28 protein-coding genes are annotated in these 21229 nt (G+C 64.9%); 17 read left to right on the top strand and 11 right to left on the bottom strand.

Features of this window, described 5'->3' with window-relative positions:
* The 15 genes from VMX79_09035 to VMX79_08965 all read left to right on the top strand — a co-directional run.
* Positions 1 to 352: flavodoxin domain-containing protein (locus tag VMX79_09035; protein HUV87243.1), on the top strand; the 352-nt coding region annotated here is incomplete at its 5' end.
* Between the two features lies 1 nt (position 353).
* A complete protein-coding gene (locus tag VMX79_09030; GenBank protein HUV87242.1) occupies positions 354 to 1067 on the top strand; it encodes a flavin reductase in 714 nt (237 codons plus the stop codon).
* A gap of 19 nt (positions 1068 to 1086) precedes the next feature.
* The gene (locus tag VMX79_09025) at positions 1087 to 1248 is read left to right on the top strand and encodes a rubredoxin (protein ID HUV87241.1); all 162 of its coding nucleotides are present in this window, start codon (positions 1087 to 1089) and stop codon (positions 1246 to 1248) included.
* A gap of 254 nt (positions 1249 to 1502) precedes the next feature.
* Positions 1503 to 2189, top strand: a complete 687-nt coding sequence (locus tag VMX79_09020; protein ID HUV87240.1) for a hypothetical protein — start codon at positions 1503 to 1505, stop codon at positions 2187 to 2189.
* Positions 2190 to 2240: 51 nt separating this feature from the next.
* Positions 2241 to 3344 carry a redox-regulated ATPase YchF gene (gene ychF, locus VMX79_09015; GenBank protein HUV87239.1) on the top strand — a complete coding sequence of 368 codons (1104 nt, stop codon included), beginning with the start codon at positions 2241 to 2243 and terminating at the stop codon, positions 3342 to 3344.
* A gap of 24 nt (positions 3345 to 3368) precedes the next feature.
* Positions 3369 to 3713 (top strand): 30S ribosomal protein S6, encoded by a 345-nt coding sequence (gene rpsF, locus VMX79_09010; protein HUV87238.1) that lies wholly within the window; start codon positions 3369 to 3371, stop codon positions 3711 to 3713.
* A complete protein-coding gene (ssb, locus tag VMX79_09005; protein HUV87237.1) occupies positions 3697 to 4086 on the top strand; it encodes a single-stranded DNA-binding protein in 390 nt (129 codons plus the stop codon). The genes rpsF and ssb overlap by 17 nt, the downstream gene beginning before the upstream one ends.
* Before the next feature lie 40 nt (positions 4087 to 4126).
* Positions 4127 to 4369 (top strand): 30S ribosomal protein S18, encoded by a 243-nt coding sequence (gene rpsR / locus VMX79_09000; GenBank protein HUV87236.1) that lies wholly within the window; start codon positions 4127 to 4129, stop codon positions 4367 to 4369.
* 24 nt (positions 4370 to 4393) lie between these two features.
* Positions 4394 to 4843, top strand: coding sequence for a 50S ribosomal protein L9 (rplI, locus tag VMX79_08995; protein HUV87235.1), 450 nt, complete (start codon positions 4394 to 4396; stop codon positions 4841 to 4843).
* Between the two features lie 5 nt (positions 4844 to 4848).
* Positions 4849 to 6219 (top strand): replicative DNA helicase, encoded by a 1371-nt coding sequence (gene dnaB, locus VMX79_08990; GenBank protein ID HUV87234.1) that lies wholly within the window; start codon positions 4849 to 4851, stop codon positions 6217 to 6219.
* Positions 6220 to 6222: 3 nt separating this feature from the next.
* Positions 6223 to 7482, top strand: a complete 1260-nt coding sequence (gene alr / locus VMX79_08985; protein HUV87233.1) for an alanine racemase — start codon at positions 6223 to 6225, stop codon at positions 7480 to 7482.
* A 46-nt stretch (positions 7483 to 7528) separates the two neighbouring features.
* Positions 7529 to 8665 carry a glycosyltransferase family 2 protein gene (locus VMX79_08980; protein ID HUV87232.1) on the top strand — a complete coding sequence of 379 codons (1137 nt, stop codon included), beginning with the start codon at positions 7529 to 7531 and terminating at the stop codon, positions 8663 to 8665.
* 46 nt (positions 8666 to 8711) lie between these two features.
* The gene (locus tag VMX79_08975; GenBank protein ID HUV87231.1) at positions 8712 to 9725 is read left to right on the top strand and encodes an FAD:protein FMN transferase; all 1014 of its coding nucleotides are present in this window, start codon (positions 8712 to 8714) and stop codon (positions 9723 to 9725) included.
* A gap of 71 nt (positions 9726 to 9796) precedes the next feature.
* Complete coding sequence (locus VMX79_08970; GenBank protein HUV87230.1) at positions 9797 to 10291, top strand: bifunctional nuclease family protein; 495 nt, start codon at positions 9797 to 9799, stop codon at positions 10289 to 10291.
* A 142-nt stretch (positions 10292 to 10433) separates the two neighbouring features.
* Entirely contained in the window at positions 10434 to 11084 is a 651-nt protein-coding gene (locus VMX79_08965) for a hypothetical protein (GenBank protein ID HUV87229.1), read from the top strand.
* 60 nt (positions 11085 to 11144) lie between these two features.
* Here the strand turns inward: VMX79_08965 and VMX79_08960 are convergent, their stop codons facing one another.
* From VMX79_08960 to VMX79_08930, 7 genes are all read right to left on the bottom strand, one after another.
* Positions 11145 to 12557 carry a flippase gene (locus tag VMX79_08960; GenBank protein HUV87228.1) on the bottom strand — a complete coding sequence of 471 codons (1413 nt, stop codon included), beginning with the start codon at positions 12555 to 12557 and terminating at the stop codon, positions 11145 to 11147.
* 61 nt (positions 12558 to 12618) lie between these two features.
* Entirely contained in the window at positions 12619 to 14088 is a 1470-nt protein-coding gene (locus VMX79_08955) for an O-antigen ligase family protein (GenBank protein HUV87227.1), read from the bottom strand.
* 19 nt (positions 14089 to 14107) lie between these two features.
* Positions 14108 to 14590 carry a Mut7-C RNAse domain-containing protein gene (locus tag VMX79_08950; protein ID HUV87226.1) on the bottom strand — a complete coding sequence of 161 codons (483 nt, stop codon included), beginning with the start codon at positions 14588 to 14590 and terminating at the stop codon, positions 14108 to 14110.
* An 8-nt stretch (positions 14591 to 14598) separates the two neighbouring features.
* Entirely contained in the window at positions 14599 to 14997 is a 399-nt protein-coding gene (locus VMX79_08945) for a hypothetical protein (GenBank protein ID HUV87225.1), read from the bottom strand.
* Positions 14998 to 15000: 3 nt separating this feature from the next.
* Positions 15001 to 15513, bottom strand: a complete 513-nt coding sequence (locus VMX79_08940) for a nitroreductase family protein (protein ID HUV87224.1) — start codon at positions 15511 to 15513, stop codon at positions 15001 to 15003.
* Positions 15514 to 15517: 4 nt separating this feature from the next.
* Complete coding sequence (locus tag VMX79_08935) at positions 15518 to 15943, bottom strand: YbjN domain-containing protein (protein HUV87223.1); 426 nt, start codon at positions 15941 to 15943, stop codon at positions 15518 to 15520.
* 2 nt (positions 15944 to 15945) lie between these two features.
* Entirely contained in the window at positions 15946 to 16596 is a 651-nt protein-coding gene (locus tag VMX79_08930; GenBank protein ID HUV87222.1) for a coenzyme F420-0:L-glutamate ligase, read from the bottom strand.
* Positions 16597 to 16772: 176 nt separating this feature from the next.
* Between VMX79_08930 and VMX79_08925 the strand changes: the two genes are divergently transcribed.
* Positions 16773 to 17930 (top strand): aminotransferase class V-fold PLP-dependent enzyme, encoded by a 1158-nt coding sequence (locus VMX79_08925; protein ID HUV87221.1) that lies wholly within the window; start codon positions 16773 to 16775, stop codon positions 17928 to 17930.
* A gap of 3 nt (positions 17931 to 17933) precedes the next feature.
* Complete coding sequence (locus VMX79_08920) at positions 17934 to 18854, top strand: hypothetical protein (GenBank protein ID HUV87220.1); 921 nt, start codon at positions 17934 to 17936, stop codon at positions 18852 to 18854.
* Positions 18855 to 18926: 72 nt separating this feature from the next.
* Here VMX79_08920 and VMX79_08915 read toward each other — a convergent pair whose 3' ends face one another.
* The 4 genes from VMX79_08915 to VMX79_08900 form a co-directional block, all read right to left on the bottom strand.
* Entirely contained in the window at positions 18927 to 19820 is an 894-nt protein-coding gene (locus tag VMX79_08915; protein ID HUV87219.1) for a histone deacetylase, read from the bottom strand.
* A gap of 1 nt (position 19821) precedes the next feature.
* On the bottom strand, positions 19822 to 20499 hold the full coding sequence (locus VMX79_08910) for a hypothetical protein (GenBank protein ID HUV87218.1): 678 nt from the start codon (positions 20497 to 20499) through the stop codon (positions 19822 to 19824).
* A complete protein-coding gene (locus VMX79_08905; GenBank protein ID HUV87217.1) occupies positions 20436 to 21020 on the bottom strand; it encodes a hypothetical protein in 585 nt (194 codons plus the stop codon). The genes VMX79_08910 and VMX79_08905 overlap by 64 nt, the downstream gene beginning before the upstream one ends.
* A 9-nt stretch (positions 21021 to 21029) precedes the next feature.
* The coding region (locus tag VMX79_08900; GenBank protein ID HUV87216.1) for a hypothetical protein at positions 21030 to 21229 on the bottom strand (200 nt) is incomplete at its 5' end.

The raw sequence follows: 21229 nt of genomic DNA, 5'->3' as shown, positions 1-21229 counted from the left end.
CTATAAAATATTCTACGCGCCGGTCGCGGAGCGCAACCAGGTGCTGACGGAGATATTCCGGGCCAAGGCCGTCGTCGTCGGCTCGCCCACCGTCAACCGCGGCTACATCTCGACGCTGGGCACGTACATGGAGGACCTGCGCGGCCTGGGTTTCAAGAATAAGGTCGGCGCCGCGTTCGGCTCGTACGGCTGGAGCGGCGAAGCGGTCAAGATTATTGAGGAACATCTCGAGCGATGTAAGATAACGGTGGCGGCGCCCGGCGTCCGCGCCAAGTGGCAGCCCACCGCCGACGACCTGGCGGCGTGCGCGGAGCTGGGCCGCGAGGTCGCCCGGGCCGTGAAAGGGGCGTAGCGTGGCGGCCGAGTATAGTCCGCAGTGTCTTTATAATTTAACCTACGGCCTGTACGTCGTGACGGCGTGCGCGGACGGCAAGGCCAACGGCCAGATAGCCAACGCCGTCTTCCAGGTTACGGCGGACCCGGCGCGCGTCGCCGTCAGCCTGAACAAGGAGAACCTGACGCACGAGTACGTCTCCCGCGGCGGCGTCTTCGGCGTATCGGTGTTGGCGGAGGAGACGCCGATGACGTTCATCGGCCTGTTCGGCTTCAAGTCGGGCCGCGGCGTCGACAAGCTGACCCGGGTGGAACACAAGGAGGGCTCGAGCGGCTGCCCCCTCGTCACGGAGAACGCCCTGGCGGTGATGGAGGCCCGGGTCGTAAGCTCGCTCGACGTCGGGACCCACACCATCTTCGTGGGGGACGTCGTCGCGGGCGAAGTGCTCCGGGAGGGCAAGCCGCTGACGTACGCCTACTACCGCGATACCAAGAAGGGCAAAGCCCCCAAGACGGCGCCGACCTACCACGGCGGCCCGTCGTCACGAGCGAAGGAAAGGAGCGAAGCGGGTATGAAGAAATACGTGTGCCAGGTGTGCGGGTACGTTTACGACCCGGCCGCGGGCGACCCGGACGGCGGCGTCGAGCCGGGTACGACTTTCGAGGACCTGCCGGACGACTGGGTCTGCCCGGTGTGCGGCGCGGCGAAGGACCAGTTCGAACCGGAGGAATAGGCCGAAGAGAGGGCCCCATATGCAGAGGTATAAATGTCTGGCGTGTGAGTACGTCTACGACCCGGCCGCGGGCGACCCGGACAACGGCATCGAACCGGGTACGCCGTTCGAGGAGCTGCCGGACGACTGGGTGTGCCCGCTGTGCGGCGTGGGCAAGGACATGTTCGAGCCGGAGGAGTAGGCGAAACTTAGCGCCGATAACGGTTTCGAACTCGGAAACACGGCCTAGCCGGCCGGGTTTTGCCTTTACGGGAAGCCTTAAAAACGTCTACGGTTTTTTTAGGACTTGCGTGAATCCGTGAACGTTATTAATATATTTACTAACCCTTTTATGAACCAGCTGGTTTACTGGTAAAATACGAAGTGGTACTAGAGAATACAACGTGGAAAGAAGTTGTGCGGGACGCGCTGGCCCGTTTGGGCGGAGAGGGCCATTTGTCAGAAATAAATGAAAAAGTAGAAGGCCACCCGAAAACAAATACCAATCCCACCTGGCGCGCTACTATCAGGAAGGTAGTAAGGCAGTATAGGGATTTCGAACCTTTGGGCGGGGGCCATTACAGGTTACGTGAAGTAATAGTACCTGACGTAGAACCTGACCGCTTCGTCGGGGAACCCGAGGTAGATCACGGTGCGGCTCAGGGTATGTTAACCGTGGTGGGTAATGCCTATGGTTATGAGACTTTCGTTTCGCGACGTGATCAAAACACCCGTACATTTCAAGCGAACCGCTTATCCGAATTTATTACTGTATTTGAGTGCCCGACTGTGGCCACGGGGCCTAACCAACGAAAAATCAGGGAAATCGATGTTATATGGTTAGGCGAAGATGACGAAGGCCTATACCCCGTTTATGCTTTCGAAGTCGAGATGACTACCGGCGTAAAGGATGGCTTGGATAGATTATTGAAAATCCCAGAGAGGATAAATACGGCGTTATTCGTAATCGGCCCATCCGAAAAGGAACGGGTTCTTTTCGACAAGTTCACGAATCAACTTCCCTTTAGGCGGTTTAAGGAACGATTTAACTTCAGCCTTTATTCTGAATTAGAAGATTTGTATAATTCCGTTCTGACGCACGAGGAAGCACGTAGGTCATTCGGCCCGGTAAACCCGCGTTAGATTTAGTATAATTAACTTTACTTTTCCCCGGTTTTATCATAAAATCCCGCGATGGACGTTGGCCTCTTAGGCCTGCCGAACGTCGGCAAGTCCACGCTCTTTAACGTTTTGACCGGTTGCGGCGCGGCGGTAGGTCCCTACCCTTTTACCACCGTCGAGCCCAATAAGGCCGTGCTGCCGGTCCCCGACCCCCGGCTCGAGGAATTGGCCGCGCTGGTGGGCGCCGAGGAATTCCGGCCCGCCCGTTTGCGCGTCGTCGATATAGCGGGCCTGGTCGAGGGCGCGCGCGAAGGCCTCGGCCTGGGCAACCGCTTCCTGGCGCACGTCCGCGAGATGGACGCGCTCTTCTATGTCGTCCGCCTCTTCGCCGACGCGGACGTGGCCTTCGCCGGCCGCAAGGAGGCGCCGGCCGTGCTGGACGGAGCCGGCGACGTCGAGGCGTTGACGGTGGAGCTCGCGCTCGCGGACCTGGCGACGGTGGAGCGTCGCCTCGAGAAGACGAGGCGAGCGGCCAAGGGTAAGAAGGGCGGAGCCGCGGAGCTCGCCACGCTCGAGAAACTCTGCGAAGTCCTCGACGCCGGGACGCCGGTGCGCGCGCTGGATTTGAGCGAAGACGAGCGGGCGCTCGCGGACGAGCTGTTCCTGCTTACGGCCAAGGCCGCGGCGTACGTCGGCAACCTGGGCCGGCCGGGGCAAGCGGAGGAAGAGGAGGCGTTCGCGGCGCTCGAGCGCCGGGGCGCGGCCGACGGCGCGCGCGTGGTCGGCGTTTACGGCAAGCTGGAGGAAGAGCTTTGCCGGTTGGAGGCCGACGACGAGGAGTGTATGCGCGCCGAATACGGCCTGACGTGCCGCGGCCGCGACGAGCTGCTCGCCGCCGGCGCCCGTCTCCTGAACCTGATAACGTTTTACACCGTCGAGGGAACCATAACGAGCGCGTGGCAGGTCCCGGCGGGGACGACGGCGCGCGGGGGCGCGGCGCGAATTCATTCCGACCTCGCCGAGCATTTCATCCGCGCCGAGGTGGTAAGCGCGGCCGACTTGCTGGCGGCGGCCTCGCTCAAGGAAGCGCGCGCGGCCGGCGGGGTCCGCACCGAAGGGCCCGACTACGTAATAGCCGCCGGCGACGTCATCACCATAAAGCATGGCGCGAAATGACGAATTTACCAAGGAGGAGTGTAATTGAAACCTTTTGAGATGTTAGTTATGATAAACCGGGGTCTGGGCGAAGAGGGCCTGGCGACGTGCCGCGAGCGCCTCGACGGTTGGCTCGCGGAGAACGGCGCTAAGGTCGACGAAGTCTTCGACCTGGGCGAGATGTCTCTCGCCTATCCGGTAAAAAAGAATAAGCGGGCCCGGTTCCTGTTGTTCTGGTTCGACGGCCCGGGCGAGCTGCCCCAGGCCATGGCCCAGCGGATCCGCGTCGACGAGGAGATATTGCGGCATCTGCTGATTCATCGCGACCCCGCGGCTATCAAAACCGTGAAGCGCGCGAGCGAGGAGAGGGGAAATGGTAAGAGGGGTTAACAGGATAGTCTTGATGGGAAACCTCACCGCGGACCCGGAGTTGCGGTACACCCCCCAGGGTACGGCGACGGCCAATTTCCGGCTGGCGGTGAACCGCGCGTACCGCGACGCCGAGGGCGAGTTGAAGGAAGATGCGCAATTCTTCAACGTCGTGTCGTGGGCAAGGACCGCGGAGCTCTGCACCCAGTACTTGAACAAGGGCCGCGGCGTCTTGGTCGAAGGGCGGCTCAACGTCCGCGATTACGAAAAGGAGGGCGAGCGGCGGTGGATTACCGAGATAGTCGCCAGCCGCGTCGTCTTCCTGGGCGGGCCGGAAGGCGGAGGAGGTGCGGGCGGCGGCGCCGAACTCGGCGACGACGTCCCTTTCTATTAGCCCCCGACGGTCGGCATCACGGAAGCAGCGAGGAGAACCGATGGCGAAGATGAAAGTCCGCCGAGCGGTCAAGAAAAGGCATTGCCGGTTTTGCGCCGACAAGGTCGAATATATCGACTATAAGGATATCCTGCTTATTCGGCGGTACATGAGCGACAAGGCCAAAATAAAGGCGCGGCGCTCTACCGGTAATTGTTCGCAACATCAACGGCAACTGTCGCGGGCGATAAAACGCGCGCGGTTTATGGGTTTGTTACCTTACTTACGAGAGCTGTACCGTTAGGCGCAGCCGTACCCGGGTACTTTTATGGAGCTAATATTATTGCAGGATGTCGAGAAGCTCGGGCGCCGGGGCGCGGTCGTGAAAGTGGCCGACGGCCACGCCCGCAACTACCTTATCCCGCGGGGTTTGGCGGTCCCGGTGACGGGCAAAAACCGGGCGGCGCTCGTGGCCGAGCTGGAGCGCGTCTCGAGCCGCGAAAAGCGCGTCCGCGAAGGCGCCCAGGAGGAAGCGGCGCGGCTCGCGGAAGTGGCGCTCAAGTTCGAAAAACTCTGCAACGAGGCCGGCGAGCTCTACGGGAGCGTGACCGCCGGCGAAATCGCGGCGGCGCTCGCTGAACGCGGCTTCGACGTCGACCGCAAGCTGGTGTCCTTCGACGAGCCCGTATCGCACATCGGGATATTTACGGCCCGGGTAAGGCTCGTCGAGGGCGTAGAGGCGCCGGTGTCCGTAACCGTCGTACGCCCGGAGGAGTAGCGCCGATGGCGAGGGCGCGGGAATACCCGGCAAGCTTCGACGCGGAGCGTGCGGTGCTCGGGGCCATGATCCTGGACCGCGACGCCCTGCACGAGGGGCTGGAGCACCTCGAGGACGATTGTTTTTTCGGGCCCAATCACCGCCACATCTACGCCGGTTTGCTCGATTTATTTAAGGACAAGGCCGACGTGGACGTCGTCACACTGGCCGACGCGCTCAAGCGGCGGGGGAGGTTGGAGGACGCGGGCGGCACGGCCTACCTGCTTTCCTTGGTCGAGGACATAACGACCGTCGCCTCTTTCTCGCACCACGTCAGACTGCTCGAGGAGAAGTACGTACTCCGCTCGCTGATAGACGTTTCGGTGAACCTCGCCGAGCGGGCGAGCGGCGAGCGTGAAGACCCGCACCTCCTGCTGGACGAGACCGAGGCCAAGGTATTCTCGATCGCCGAGAGACGGTTGAAGCAGGACTTCGTGGCGGTGGGCGACGTTATAGGCGACGTTTACGACGCCATCGAGGCGCGGGCGAAGAAAAAAGAGTACATATCCGGCCTCGAGACCGGTTATCTGGAAATAGACGACCTTACGGGGGGCTTCCAAAAACAAAACCTCATCATCCTGGCGGCGCGCCCCGGCGTGGGGAAGACGGCGCTCGCGCTCAACGTAACGCAGAACCTGGCGTTGGACCGCGGCGTGCCGGTGGCCGTCTTCTCGCTCGAGATGTCGCGGGAGGCGCTGGCGCACCGGCTGCTGTGTTCCGTGGCGCGGGTCGACCTGAGCCTGGTGCGGTCCGGCCGGCTGTCGTCCATGATGTGGCGGCCTTTGACCGAGGCCGTCAACCGGCTTTCCGGCGCGCCCATATACGTCGACGACTCGCCGACCCTCAACGTGCTCGAGATGCGCGCCAAGGCTCGGCGGATAAAGGCCCGACGCGACGTCCAGCTTATCGTCGTCGATTACTTGCAGATGGTCCACGGTTACGGCCGGTACGAGAACCGCCAGACGGAGATAGCGGCCGTATCGTCCTTCCTCAAAGCGCTGGCCAAGGAGCTCGACGTCCCGGTGCTGGCGTGCGCCCAGCTCAGCCGCGCGGTGGAGCGGCGGATCTCGGGCGAGCCGCAGCTCTCGGACCTGCGGGAGTCGGGCGCGCTTGAGCAGGACGCCGACGTCGTGATGTTCCTCCACCAACCATCGGCCGACGGCGACGGCGAGGACCGACACTTCGCCGAGACGGACGTCATCGTCGCCAAGCAGCGCAACGGCCCCACCGGCCGGCTGAAGTTGTTGTTTATTCGCAAGTACACCCGTTTCGAAAACGTAACGCGCCGGGACGACGCGTTCGGTTCCGCCGTCACGGAAGCCGAGGAGGCGTTTTAGGCCTTGAGCGGCGAGCGTCACAGCGTCGCCGCGGCGGACGCGCTTCGTAGCAGGGCGCGCGCCGCCCCGCTCGAGCGCCGACCCGTGGCCGACCGTGACCTGTGGCAGAACCGCGTCTACGTGGACGTTGACGCCTTCGGCCGGAACGTGCATGCCATCCGGGCCCACGTAAGCCGCCACCGGGAGCTCTTGGCGGTCGTCAAGGACGACGCCTACGGCCACGGCGCGGCCGAGCTGGGCCGCGTCGCCGTCGCCGAAGGGGTGGACGTTCTAGGGGTGGTGAACGTGGACGAGGCCCGGGCGCTCCGCGTGGCCGGCATTACGTCGGCCATACTCGTGCTCGGCGTAACGGCGCCCGCGGGCGCACACGAGATCCCGCGGTGGGGCGTCGGCACCGTCCTGTGCCAGCTCGAGTTCGCCGAGGCGTTGGACGCCGGCGCCCGGGAGGCCCGTCAGCGCGTGCCGGTGTACGTGAAAGTCGATACCGGGATGGGCAGGTTGGGCATCGCGCCGCGCGACGCGCCGAGGTTTTGCGACCGCCTTCGCGATTTCCCGTACCTCTCCCTCCAGGGGTTGATTACGCACCTGCCGGACGCCGAGGATAGGGACTTCTCAGGGGGGCAGGTAGAGATTTTCCGCGGCCTAATCGACGAGGTAAGGCGCCGGGGCTACGCCGTGCCGCGCAACCACCTCGCCAACAGCGCGGCCATCCTCGAGCTGCCGGACGCGTACTTCAACATGGTGCGAGCCGGCATAATTCTCTACGGCCTATACCCGTCGGACGGCATCGCCCGTTCCATACCTCTCGAGCCCGTAATGACTTACCGGACACCCATAATTTTCGCGAAGGAGGCCCGGCCCGGCGAGACCATTTCGTACAAGCGGTTGTACGAGGTGAAGGAGAAGAGCACGGTCGTTACGACGCCGCTTGGGTACCGCCACGGTTATCCCCGCCTGTTATCCAACCGTGCCGAGGGCCTTTGGCGGGGCCGGCGGGTGCCGGTAGCCGGCGCGGTATGCATGGATATGACGATGTTCGACCTCGGCCCGGGCGCGCGGCCGCGGCTGGGGGAGGAGATCACCGTCTTGGGCCGCGACGGCGACGAGGAAATCAAGGCCGACGAGCTCGCCGCCCACGCCGAAACGATATCGTACGAGCTGATAACGTCGTTGGGCATGAGGTCGCGCCGGTACTACCTGCGAGGCGGCCATCTCTATCCGGACCCGCGCGAAAGGCGGGCCTTGAGCGGCCAGTACTTTTGAGTACGTGTCCGCCCGTTTTGCCTCCTGTCTCGCATAGGCGTTAGTTATGTTTTGGGTAAGGATAGCGTTGGAGGCGTGTGCGGCCGCCGCTTTGGCGGCCGTCGTCTATCATTACGTCGGCTATCCGCTGCTACTGCGGTTGGCCGCGGCGCTGGGTCGCGCGCCGGCCGAACCCGCGCCGTTAACCGTCCTACCCACTTTGTCCGTAATCATCCCGTGTTATAACGAGGCCGGGACCTTGCCGGCCAAGTTGGAGGACCTCCGCGCCGCCGATTACCCGGTGGACGAGGTCGAAATCGTCGTCGTCTCCGACGGCTCGAGCGACGAGACCGAGGCCGTCGCGCGCGGTAACGAGGGCGTACGCGTCGTGAGCTGGCCCGAGAGGCGCGGCAAACCCGCGGCCCTGAACGCCGGCGCCGAGCAGGCGACGGGAGAGGTGTTGGTCTTTACGGACGCCAACGCCCGCGTTCCGCCCGAGTCGCTGCGCGAGCTCGTCGCGCCGTTTGCCGACCCGCGCGTCGGCGCCGTATGCGGCGAGCAGGTGGTTACGCGCGGCGCCTCGAGCGAGCGCGCTTATTGGCGCTGGGAGGCGCGTATCAAGGAGTTGGAGGCGGCCGTCGGCTCGGCGGTGGGCGCGGACGGTTCGCTGTACGCCGTGAAGCGGGGTCTGTATAAAAGGGTCCCCGAAGGCCGGCTTCTTATGGACGATTTCTTCGTGTCGTTGGAGGTCGTGGCGGCGGGCTACCGGCTGGCGTACGCGCCGGCGGCGGTGGCGTACGAGGAGGCGCTGGACGACGGCCGCGGCGAGTTTAAACGGAAGGCGCGTATCATGGCCGGGTCCGTGGCCGCGCTGGCGGCGCTCGACGTTGCTATATGGCGGCGGCTTCCGTGGCAGCTGTTCTCCCACAAAATTTTACGCTGGCTGGGCCCCGCTTTCCTCGCCGTGGCGTTTGGGGCGTCGGCGGCCGCGACGGCCGCGGGCAGCGTCTTCGGCGCCGTCTTGCTCGCGGTGCAGTCGTTGTTTTACGGCGCGGCGGCGGCGGGGTGGCTATGGCGCGGGCGGCGGGCGCCGCTCTTGTTCCGCGCGCCCTATTTCTTCGCGTTGGCGAACGCGGCGCTGGCGTACGGTTGGTCGCAGTATTTCTTCGGCGGGAAAAAGCCGGCCTGGGAAAAGTTGCGCTGACGAAGTCCGGGAATAGCGCGGTTACAGGCAACGTGGCGGTTTTAAAATGAGACGCGCGTCTATCGTATCGGTGTTTTCGTTAATACTGCTCGCGAGTTGCGGCCGCGGCCCGGCCGAATACAGCGCCGAGCGCCGGGCTATGGGGACCGTCGTCCTGGCCCGGGCGGTAGCGGCGGACGAGGAGACGGCGCGGCGGGCGGTGGAGGCCGCGCTGGAGGCCGTGGCGCGGGACGAGAAGGTGGCCTCCTATTGGGACCCCCGGAGCGAGCTGAGCCGTTTGAACCGAGCCGCGGCCGAAGGGCCGACGGAGGTATCGCCGGAGTTGTTCGAACTGGTTAAGCTGGCGCGCGAGACGGCGGCCGCGACCGACGGCTATTTCGACCCGACGGTGGCGCCCGTCATCGAGCTTTACGGCATCAAGGGTGGGACGCCGCGCTGGCCGGACGACGCCGAGGTGGCCGCGGCGATGGAGGCCGTCGGCTACGAGAAAATTTTATTAGACCCGGAGGGGCGGACCGTCGCGTACGCGCGGCCGGGTATGGCGCTCGAGCTGTCGGGGATAGCCAAGGGGTGGGCCGTGGACCGCGCCGCCGCGGCGATGGCGAAAGAGGGGGCGACGGCCGGCCTCGTCGAGGCCGGCGGCGAGGTGGCCTGCTTCGGCGGCGGCCCCAAGGCCGGCGAGGAGTGGCGGGTGGGGGTGCAGCATCCCGACCGCGACGGCCTGTATGCGACCTTCGACCTCGCCTCGGGCGCCTGCGCCACCTCGGGCGGCTACGCCCAACGCTACGAGGCCGACGGCCGGAAGTTCAGCCACCTGTTCGACCCGCGGACCGGGAGGCCGGTCGACGGCCCGGCGGGGGTTACCGTCGTCGCGGAGACGTGCGCCCGGGCGGACGCGTGGGCGACGGCGCTGGCGGTAATGCCGGCTGCGGAGGTGAGCCTCCTGCTTAAACCCGCGGGCGCGCCGTCCTGTCTAATTTTACGCCGACGCGGAACGGCCTTGGAACACGACGTTTACGGCGAATTCCCGGATTTCAAAGAGATAACGGGTGTTAATTGACGGTTTGCGTTTCCTTGTAATATTATCGCCTTTATGGTATAATAAATTCGCTTGAGTAGAGGCGGCGAAAAATGTCGGTCGAACTTCTAGAGATGCGCGTGGCCGTGGTTACTCACGACCCCAACACGAACCGGCCGGTCCTCATTTTAAAGAACGAAGAGGCCGGTAAGATACTGCCTATCTGGATCGGCCCGTACGAGGCGTACGCGATTATGAGCGCCATCGAGGGCGTAGAGCCGACGCGGCCGATGACCCACGACCTCGTAAAAGCTCTGCTGGACGCGGTCGACGCGCAAGTTGAACGCGTCGTCGTAAACGACCTCTCCGACAATACTTTCTACGCCAGGATAATCGTCGAGACCCGCGGGGGTACGATGGAGATTGACGCGCGCCCTTCGGACGCGATAGCGATAGCGCTCCGTACGGCGTCTCCAATATACGTATCCAAAGCCGTAATAGAAGTCAGCGGGGCCGACGCCAACGTCGACCAGGAAACCCGCGACGAGTTGGAAAGGATGCTCAAGAACCTTACCCCCGAAGACTTCGATTTCGACAAACCTTCGTAGGGGGGAGGAGGCGGCCTCTGGCCGAAGTCCGGGGCCGCGCGGCGGCATTCTCGGAAGCAATCCGCAAAGCCGCCGGTTGCGCGAAGACGGCGCGCCGGCGGCGTTCGTCTTATTAACCCGATTTCATTCACGGAGGAGAACGATGCGCCATAATACGTTGCTGGTACTCGTGCTCGCGGTTTTCGTTGCCGCGGCCTTCTTCGCCTGCAAGAAGAAGGAGGAGGTCGAGGCGCCGGAGACGGCTGCGGTAGAGGCGCCCCCCGTCGAGGGGCCCGAGGTAGCGACGCCGGGCGAGGCTGGCGCCGAACCGTTGGAGACGCCGGCCGAAGTGGCCAAGCTTCAACTCCTGGACGGCCTGGCCTACACCATAGCGGTCGTAGGCTGGGACAACCCTTTCGCGGCGACGATGTGCGGCCGCGTATTGGGTAATATCGCGACCCTGTCGGCGGCCGCGACCGGCGCCGAGAAGGATACGCTGGCCCGGGTCGAACTCGACCTCCGCGCCGTCAAGTCCAAGCTGGACGACGTCGTCGCTTCGGGCGGCACGCTGTCGCAGGAGGAGTTGGACGCCATCAAGGCTACGCTCAAGGAAACCGACGCGACGCTGGCCGGGCTTTACGGGTACGCCCCCACCCGCCGCCTTACCGAGGCCGAAGGCAACAAGCTCAAAGAAGGCTACCGGATGAAGGAAGAGAAGTTGAAGGAAGGCGGCGACATGAAAAAGGAGAAGTTTAAGGAAGGCGGCGACCTCAAGAAGAAGAAGTGGGCCGAACGCGAGGGCGAAGGTAAGTAACCCGATTTCGGCGACGTTAAAACCCCCCGGGCGACCGGGGGGTTTCTTTTTACGCGTACGTTAGCGTCGCCGCCGGAGCTCGCCGAGTTGGCTCAGCCGGTAATAGCGCGTAATCAGCAGCGCGGCGCCGTAGACCGCGGCACCCCAGCACACATTAAGGAGAACCGGCCACCGCCACCCCAACGCGAGCGCCCCCGCCATAAGCACGGCGGCGGCCGCGGGCCTCAGCGCCAGCCGCCAGGGGTAAAGGCCGCGCATTTTGGTCCCGATTATTATGAGGTTGAGGGAGGTCGTCGCGAACGCGGCCGTGACCCCGGCCACCGCCGGCCCGAGATAGGATACGTACGGTATGAGGATGAGGTTAATGCCGACGGCCGTGGCCGCGCCCAGGGCGTTGGAGGCCAGCACGAGCTTCTGAAGGTTGAAGGCGAACAGCGTCGCCGCCGAGAGCTCGCGGATGAAGATGGCTACCAGCGCCCATATCAGCACCGCGAGCACGATCCACCCCTCGGCGTAGTCCGAGCCGTAGATGAAGGGGAATAGCTTATAGGCCACGATGGACGTACCCACCCCTATCGGGATGGCGAGGGCCACCAGGAATTTGAAAGCGGTTCGCGACGCGTCGCGGAAGGGGTCCGGCGACGACGGCCACAGCCGGGAAAGCATGGGGTAGATCGCTTCCCGGAAGGAACCCGCGACCAGCACCAGCCCTTCCACGATGCGGGCCGAGGCGCCGTAGATTCCTACCGCCCGGTCGCCGGCCAGCACTTTGAGCAGGACGGCGTCGCTGCGCCAGTACAGGCTCGCCACCAGGGCCGAGAGCGAGAACGGAACCGCCTCGGCGATGAAGCCGCGGAAGTCCGCCCACCGCACCCGGGCCGTAGGGCGCGCGAATTTGGCGAAGCACAGCGCGGCGCCGAAGAGGATGGAGAGCAGGTTGGCCGCGGCGTACAGCGCTATTAACGGCAAGACCCCCGCGCCCAGGCTGACCGCCAATATTACGAAACCGAGCGTGGCCAGGTTGTTGAAAACGAGCACCACGGCCACGAACTCCATCCGCTCGAAGCCCTGGAAGACGTCGGTGAACGACGCCAGCACGCTGGAGCAGCCTAGCGCGACCGCGGCGACCGCCGCGGCCAACGCGGCCTGGCTGCCCGTTACCGCATACACCGCGGCGGCGCCGGCGACGACGGCGGCGGCGCCGGTAATCCGGACGCCGAGCGACACCGTGAGGTATTTCGGCGCCGCGCCGCGGTTGCGCGCGACCTCCCGCACCACCAGCGGCGTCATCCCGGCCTGGAATATTACGATGACGAGCGTGATGGCGGCGAAGGAGAAGGTGAAGACGCCGAAGTCGCCGGCGCCCAGATGCCTCGCGATGATGACCGCGGCTGCGAAAGAGATAACCTTGGCCGTAAAGCGCGCCAGCGCCAGCGATATGTAGTTGCGGGAGAGACGTCTCTGGGGGGTCATGGTAAAAAATTAGGCCGAACGGGCCCGTCCGGCCGGGGCAGGCTACCGGTCGCGGCGGCGTTTATAGGGGGGTACTCTCCTCTTTGCCGCGAAGGCGGGGGATGATGGCCAGCACCGCTACTACGAAAACAAACGTGATGCGGTTGACGAGCGAGGATTGGTACAACGGCGCGACGAGGTTATGGGTGAGCCAGGCGATCAATCCCGCGCTCAGGCCTACGGCGGTGGCGGCGCGGAGGGGCGACGTTTCGCGTATGGAGCGGCGCGCGTCGAAGAATATGTAGAGCATGAATACCAAGAACGCCGCCAACCCTATCAGCCCCTGCTCGGAAGCTATGAGGAGCCAGGTATTGTGGACCGGGAACAGCATCTCGAATTCGACGCCCGTAACCTCGTACGCGAAGAAGGCCTCCGGGTAGTTGTTCAACCCCACGCCCACGGCGGGGTTGTGTTTGATCATCTCGAACGCGTTCCGCATGAGGGCTATGCGGACTTCGTCCTCCATCGTCTCCGTGAAGAACCGGACGCGCATGAAGAGCTTCTCCGACAACAGCGCGAATATTATGGCGAGCTGAACGCCGACGGCCACCGATACTCTCAGCGCGTGCCGTCCCAGCTGGGGGAAGCGCCGTACGCCCAGAACCAACAACGCGACCGCGGCCACGGCCATCGCGAAGAGGCCGCCGCGCGAGAAAGTAGTCAGCAGCGCGATGAGCGAGACAGCGAGCAGTACTATGATCACCCTGCTCTTCGCTTTGGACATCGGGTAGAAGAAGAACAGCGAGGCGAACAGCGGCAAGGTCAACTCGAAGAAGCCGGCCAGGAAGTTGCAGTACCCCGTCGTCCCGCAGGCGCGAATGGGGCTGGTCGGGTCGTAGGGCGTGGCGTGCGAGATGCCCATATAAACGCCGAACTTCGCCAGAATTTCGTACATTACCCACGGGTTGAGGAATTGCAATATGGCGGTGATCGACTGGAAGGCGACGTCGACCCCCAATATGACGATGACGATTTTGAGTTGGCGGTCCGTTTTGAGATAGTTCACTACTACCAGGAAGAACAGGAACATCTCGAACATCCGGACGAGCTCGAACGCGCCGTAGGTGTAGTCGAGTGCGAAGAACATCGACAGGAGGGCCGGTATGAAGAGTAATCCCAACGCCAACGCGGTGCGCGGGACCGTGAGCCCCGCGCCGCGACCGGCGGCGAATTCTATGGACCAAAAGAAAATGAAGAGGTATAGCGGGACCTCGTACGAGTAGAGGACCGGTACGTTCAGGATGCCGGGGTGCTCGATGTCCGGTATGGGGGCGAGGTAGCGCGCGATAAAGATGGGCAAGGAGATTACGAGCAGGTAGAAGAAAGGCGTCTTCACGTCGCGGAAGAAGAGCATCAACGCCAGAACGCCCAGGGTGAGCAAACCCGGCGCGAGGAATTTTAAGCCCAGGTTTACGTAAACCCAGGCGAGCGCCAACGTCGCCACTACCGCGACGAGTAGTATGAGAATTTTTGTCGTACGGTCGCGGGCCATGTAACAGGCCGCCCTTTCGTCAGCGACTCCGCCTGAGCGCGCTCAGGAGCCGGGCCACCGCCCGGGCGTAGTGGGTGCCGGGCCAGTATATCCGGCCGCAACTCGGGCAGCGCGCGAACATCTCCTGGGTCTTTCGCACGTGCGGCGGCAACTCTTCCAGCACGTCGTCCTTCGAGACCGAACGCAACGGTTCGTTGCACTCGATGCAGCGCGCCATGGCGTCGGCGGTGAACGTCAAATCGAAGCGCTGGGCCGCGGCGGCGAGCTGCACCAACACGTCGTCGTCTTCGACGTGAAATACTTCTATGTCGTCTCGAGCCGCCAGGTCGCGGCGGCGCGTGAGTAACGTCCTGCCCGTTTTGAGCGTCTCGCGCAACGTCGCGGCGCCGTCCCGGTCTCGGAGGTACGCGACGTCGTAGCCCAGCATCCGTAAGTAGCGCGCCAGCCGCCCCAAGGCCGCGTCGGCCAAAAACGTACGTCCGGCGCCCCCGTCCTCGTCCATGTCCCATCTTACCAGAGGGCGCGCGCCCAGCCTACCCACCCGGCCATCACGGCGGCCACGCCCAGCTGCACCACGACGTCCCACCGGCCCCGCTCGCCGCCGTGACGCAGGAAGCGGGAGTGCGACGGGAAGTACTTCTTATATTCCCGGCCCCGCACCAAATTCTCGACGTCGGGCAGCGCGCCGCCCACGGCTCCCAACGCCGTCGTGAGCGCGAAGCCGCCGAGCCAAGTATACAAAATTAAGGCCGCCGCCGCCATAAAAAGTTCTACCCTGCGGCTCAGGTCGTAGTGCGAGACCAGGTCCGCGGGCACGTGGGCCGCCACGCCCAACGCCAGCGCCGCCGCGGGGTGGGGCGCCAGCGCGCCCAGCGCCGCGCCGATAGCGACGTGGCCGTAGACCGACATCGGTTACTCCATCCACCTCGCGACCGCCGACAGCGGCCGCCGGCTGGAGCGTCCCCCCTGCGCGGGTACGCCCACCGGTACGAGCGCCACCGGCCGTTCGCCTTTTCGCAGTTCCAACGCCCGCGCCACCGCGCCGTCGTCGAAGGCGCCGACCCAACACGCCCCCAGGCCCATAGCGTGGGCGGCGAGCAACACGTTCTGGACCGCGGCCGCGGTGTCCTGGAGGCAGTAGAGCTCCCGGCCCCGCAGGCCGTAGGGCGAATCCTCGGGCGGGGCCGCGGCCACGCCGATGACCGCGGGCGCCTCCGCCACGAACCGCTGACCGAACGCCGCCGCGGCCAGGGCGGCTCTGGCGTCCGCCGCCGTCACGACGACGAACACCCACGGCTGCAGGTTGCCGGCTGTGGGGGCCCACCGCGCGGCCTCCAACAGCTTCTCGAGTTGCTCGCGGGTTACCGGCCGGTCCTCGAAGCGCCTGATGGACCGCCGCGTTAGTATGGCCTCGTACGTGTCCAAAACCTTAGGCCTCCCACCTGTTGCCGTATTCGTTTACCAAAACTTCGTCCAGCTCGTCCGCCACTTCCGCCACGCGTACCAACGCCCTCCGAGCTTCGTCGAAACCCAGGCCCCTCATCTCGCGGTTGACCTCGAGCCAGACGACGGCGTCGCGAACCGAAAATTTCACCGCGATGCGTTGTGCGTTCTCTTTGAGAAGGCGCTCGAAGAATTCTTCCCGCCGCGATTCGGGCACGGCCATAATGGGCGCCGCGACGTTGACGTAGTATTCGCCGCCTATCTCCAACAGCGATACGTAGATTTCGACCGAGCCTTTGTTGAAGCGCCAGAAATGCTGTTCGTCGTCGTAGCACTCGGCGGGCTCGAGGTCCGAAACCCTTCGGATTACGTTCTCGATAAGGCGGATGTATTCCTCGGCTTTAGCCGGCATCTTTACCCTTTAACGCGCAGCAGGCCCACCGGCGTTTGCTCGAGCTGTTGGCCCAGCGGGTTGTCGGTGCAGTTCCCCTCCACCCAACCGGCCTCCACGCCCGCGGAACGGCCCAGGCAATCGCAGTCGCCGTAGTCGCCCGCGTCTATTAAGGCCGTCTCGCAGCCGGTTCGCGTTTTTATCGCTTCCGCCGTTGCGTCGCCCTCCGCCGGGCCGTAAACGATGAGCCTGATGAGCGGTTCGAAGCTCTGTTTGCGGGTGCCGTCTATTTCGGCGACGCCGTGGCCCGTGACCTCGTAGAAGACGCCCCGCTTTCCGAGCAGCTTCGTTACCGCCGACAGGAACGCGGCCCACATCACCTGCGGCAGGCCCACCAGGTCTATCGCGGCCTGCATCTTCTCCGGAATACCCACGGCGCCGAAGCCGTACACCGGCTTCGACACGAAGCGCCACAGGACCCGGGCCCAGAAGCCCACCCGCAGGTCGTCGAACGGGACCGTCCGGCCCTGGCACAGCGATACGATTTTCGACGTAACGAGTATGGTATCGCCGGCCTTGCGGACCGCCGCCGTGTATTTGTCGACGAGTTCTACTATGTTGTCGCCGTACCCGACGACGTGCGTGCGGACGGGGATTTTTGCGACGTCGGCCATCGGGGCGAAACGCTTTGCCGCCAGCGTTCACTAATAGATAACACAAACGGGTAGTTCCCACAAGTTGAAACTAGGCGTGTAGGGGCCGTCGGGTTGACCGTACGGGTCGGATATGGTAGAATTCGCTTTCTTTAGTAACGAATTCGTTGGCGCGCGAGGGCGCCCGACCGTAAGAAATGCCCGAAATCTACATGGACAACGCCGCGACGTCTTGGCCCAAGCCGCCGGCGGTCCTGGAGGCTATGGCGTCCTACCAGGAGAATATCGGCGCGAGCGCCGGCCGGGGCGGTTACCGCCGCGCGGTGGAGGCGTCCCGTTTGATCTTCGATGCCCGGGAGGCCGTGGCCCGTCTGTTCGGCGTCGCCGACTCGCGGCGCATAATATTCACGTTGAATTGCACCGAGGGGTTGAACATAGCGCTGTGGGGTTGGCTGGACGAGGGCGACCACGTCGTGACGACGTCGATGGAGCACAACTCCGTGGCGCGGCCGTTGAACCACCTCAAACGGGAGCGCGGCGTAGAGGTGACGTACGTACGGTGTTCGGCCGAGGGGTTGTTGGACGCCGACGACGTCGCCCGGGCGATAACGCCGCGCACGCGGCTGGTCGCGGTGGTCCACGCGTCGAACGTGTGCGGCGCGGTGAACGACGTCGCCGCGGTGGGCGCCGTCTGCCGGGAGCGGGGCGTACCTTTCCTGGTGGACGCGGCCCAGAGCGCGGGCGCCGTACCCATGGACGTGGAGGAGATGAACGTCGACTTCCTGGCTTTTCCGGGGCACAAGGGCCTTATGGGGCCCCTCGGTACGGGCGCGTTGTACGTCGGCCCGAACGTGAAGCCGCGGCCCCTCTACCAGGGCGGTACGGGCACCCATTCCGAGCTCACGTTCCAACCGGACCACCTACCGGATCTTTACGAAGCGGGGTCGCACAACGCCGTCGGCCTTGCGGGGTTGAAGGCCGCGTGCGAGTTCGTGGCCGAGGTTACGCCGGCGGCCATAGGCGCCCGCAAGGCGAAGCTGGCGGAGCGTTTCGCGGCCGCGGTGGACGAGATGCCGGCGGTCACGTACTACGGCCCGCGGGACTTCGCGCGGCAGGCCGGCGTGTGCTCGGTGCGGGTGGAGGGGATGGACCCCGCCCTCGTCGGCCACGCGCTCGACGTGGAATACGGCGTTATGGTGCGTACCGGCCTCCACTGTTCGCCCCTGGCCCATACGACGTTGGGTACGTTAGACGCCGGGACGGTGCGTTTTTCTTTCGGATATTTTAACGATGAGGAGCAAGTAGACTTCGCCGCGCGGGCGCTGGCAGAGATAGCCCGCGGTGGGGGTAGCTGAGCTATGAGACGATATGCGTTAGTTACGGCCGCGTTCGCCGTCGCGCTGATGCTGGCGTGCGCGGAAGATGATACCGCGGAAATTTCCTCGTGGTCCGTGTATCGAGGCCCGATGAAGGGCGGCGTGAGCCTGCGGGACGCGGGCGCTTCGGGGCCGAACGACGTCTGGGCCGTCGGCGCGCGGGGGAAGATATTGCACTACGACGGCGTGTGTTGGACGTTCTACCCGGCCTCCGTTACGGACTTCGACCTCAACGCGGTAACGATTACCTCCGGGAGTTCCGGGTGGGCGGTGGGCGCCGACGGCGTCGTGCTCCGCTACCACAACGGCCAGTGGTATAATACCGTGCACCTCACCGGTTACGACCTCTACGGCGTGGACTTCGACGACGCCGGGACGGGGTTCGCGGTGGGCGACCACGGCGCTATTTTCCGCTATGACGGCGAGAGCTGGCGAGATGTCTCGCTCGTCGGCGTCACGGCGGACCTGCGCGAAGTCGCGGTCGGCCCGGGCGGAACGGCGTGGGCGGTGGGCGACGTCGGCACGGTGCTGTACTACGAGGGCGGCTCGTGGCGCGAAGTGGTCGTCCCCACCGCGGAACGATTGCACGACGTAACGTTGGGCGGAGACGGCGCGTACGCCGTGGGCGACGACGGCGTAATCCTCCACCAGAGCGGCGGCTCGTGGAACGTCGTACCCACGCCGGCGACGGCGTCGCTCTTGGGCGTGGACGCCGCGGGCGACGTGGCGTTCGCGTGCGGCAACGACGGCGCCTTGTTGGGCATGAAGGACGGCGCGTGGGGGCCGGTCCGGCTCGAGATGGGCCCGGTCAACCTCAACGGCGTCGTGCTGTGCAACGGCGGCGAGGGGTGGGCCGTGGGCGACCAGGGCGTCATCCTCCGCTACCACCGCGTCGACGACTAAGTCGGGAACGACCGTAAAAAATCGGGAGCCCGAGCGAGCGGGCTCCCTTTTTAAATATTAATTTCGCGGTTCTTACAGAAGGCCCGCGGCCACCTTGTACGTGTTGACGTGAATAGCCACGGTGTCCTCGGTGCGGGCGGCGTAGCCGCCGGCCAGGAGTATCGCGACCGGGATGCCGCGCTCGCGGCAGCCGCCCAGCACTACCCGGTCGCGCTCGATTAACCCCTCGAGCGTGAGCTGCAGCGTCCCGAGCTGGTCGCCGGCGTAGGGGTCCGCGCCCGCCACGTACGCCACGAACTCCGGACGGTGCTTCTCCAGTATTTGCGGTACGTACTTGCGGAGCGGCGGCAGGTACACGTCGTCGCCGGCGAAAGAGGGCAGGCCGACGTCGAGGTCGCTGCGCTGCTTTACCGGGTAGAGGTGCTCCTCGTGGATGGAGAAGGTGAAGACGTCGGCGTCGCCGGCGAAGATGACGGCGGTGCCGTTGCCCTGGTGGAGGTCGCAGTCGATGACCGCGGCCCGCTCGACGCGCCCCTCGTGCAGCATCGCCTTTACCGCCAGCGCGACGTCGTTTACGTAGCAGAAGCCCTCGGCGTGGCCGGGGAAGGCGTGGTGCAGGCCGCCGCCGACGTTCATGGCCGGGCCGCCGCGCTCGAGCGCGAGCCGCGCCGCGGCGACCGAGCCGCCCGCGCCCAGCAGGAAGGCGTGCGCTATCCCCTCGGTGAGCGCCATCTCGGAGGAGGCGGTGCGGGCGGTCCACCGCGCCGCCAGGAGGTCGTCCAGGTATTCGGGGGTGTGGACGAGCTCGAGCTCCTCGCGGGTGGCGGCCTGCGGCTCGAGGACGTCGCCCAGGATGCCCTCCGCCTCCAGCCGCTCGACTATCAGGCGATACTTCTCGATGGGGAAGACGTGCCCCTGGAGGTCGGCGAGATATTGGGGGGAGTAGACGACGGGGATGGTGCTCATATCAGAAAGATAACGTCAAGCCGTAGACCGGCGTCGGTTCGTCGCGCCCGACGCGGTACGCGGTTACGTACGGCGTCGCCGAAACGCGGGAAGACGCGGCGTCGGCGTCGGGTTTCTTGACGCGGTTGTATACGTACGCGTTGAGGAGGGCGTTGGGAATTATGCCGCAAAAAACGCCGCGCCAAAAACGGCGGTGGTGATCGCCGTCGTCGAAAATCAAAAAGCCCCCGAACCCTGCTGCGGCCGCGGCCCCCACCGAAGCTAACGACGATAATAGATAAGCCGTCCCCTGGTTCGAGGACTTACTGCCGATACGCTCGCCTATCCCCATTGTTCCCAAAGTAGCCGCGAACGGGTATGCGAAAGCCAAGCTGTTGCCGATTATAACGCCGGGCCAAAACGGCTCGTCCTCGTCGATGCAATCATAACCGCTGCCGTACAACGACGTGGAAGCTTCTACCAAATAAAAACCACCCGCGGCAACGGGTATGCTGAGTACGCACCCCACGGCCGCTTCGCCCAGGTAGAGGCCGGGCCGGAAGCCGCCGGGTTCGCCGCCGTAGGCCGCGGGCGCCGCCGTAATAATCGCCGCCAGCGTTAGGGCTTTTTTTCCAATTAAAACGATACCGTTATCCCCCAGGTGGGCGTGAGCTCCTCCCCTCGCGGCCCCGCGCGGCAAACGCCGAACGACGGCTCGAGTTGCAGCGAGAACCCCGGGATTTCGTAGAAGTACGGCTTTTTGAGGGCGTTGTAGACGGCCGCCGCGGCGAAGCCGGCGGGGATGACGGCGTAGAAGGCCGCGGTCAAGGCGCCGGCGTCCTTGTCCTCCTTCGTTAGGGCGTAGGCGATGCCGCCGGCGCCGCCGACTATGCCGTAGAACGTGCCGGCGGTGGCGAGAAGCAGGACGCCCCGGTTGGCGGAACGGTGGCCCGACGTCTCGCCGACGACGTACACCCCCAGCGACGCGGCCAGCGGCGCCGCGGCGTAGACGCCGTACGACGCTTTCTCGCGGCCGTTGCCGTCGTTCTCGGCGGGGTCCCCGCCCACGGCGTAGCCGGCGACGAAGAGCGCGATACCCACGGCGCTCCCCACCGCGGCCTCGCTGAAGAAGAGCGCGTCCGGCGTGCCGCCGGGCTCGCCGGCCCGGGCGGTCGCGGCGACGCAGAGGATGCTGACTGCGATCGTTACGGCCTTCGCCATTTTACGGTTTTATAAAAGTAGCACGGGTGCGAAGAACAGCGTGAACCCGAGCGGCCTTTCGCTCGGCGTGTCGTCGCCGTTCAACGTCGCGACGCGATTCGTCAACTCGAACCCGCCGGTTATCCCGAAATATTTAGCTACCCGGTAGGTCGCGACCGCGGCGGCCGCGAGCTCCACCGTCTTCCACTCGGCGTCCAGCGACCACGTGA

It is taken from the genome of bacterium, assembly GCA_035529855.1.
Taxonomy (GTDB): Bacteria; RBG-13-66-14; B26-G2; order WVWN01; family WVWN01; genus WVWN01.
Note: the sequence above shows the minus strand (reverse complement) of the source record. Positions and strands in the feature narration are given on the sequence as shown.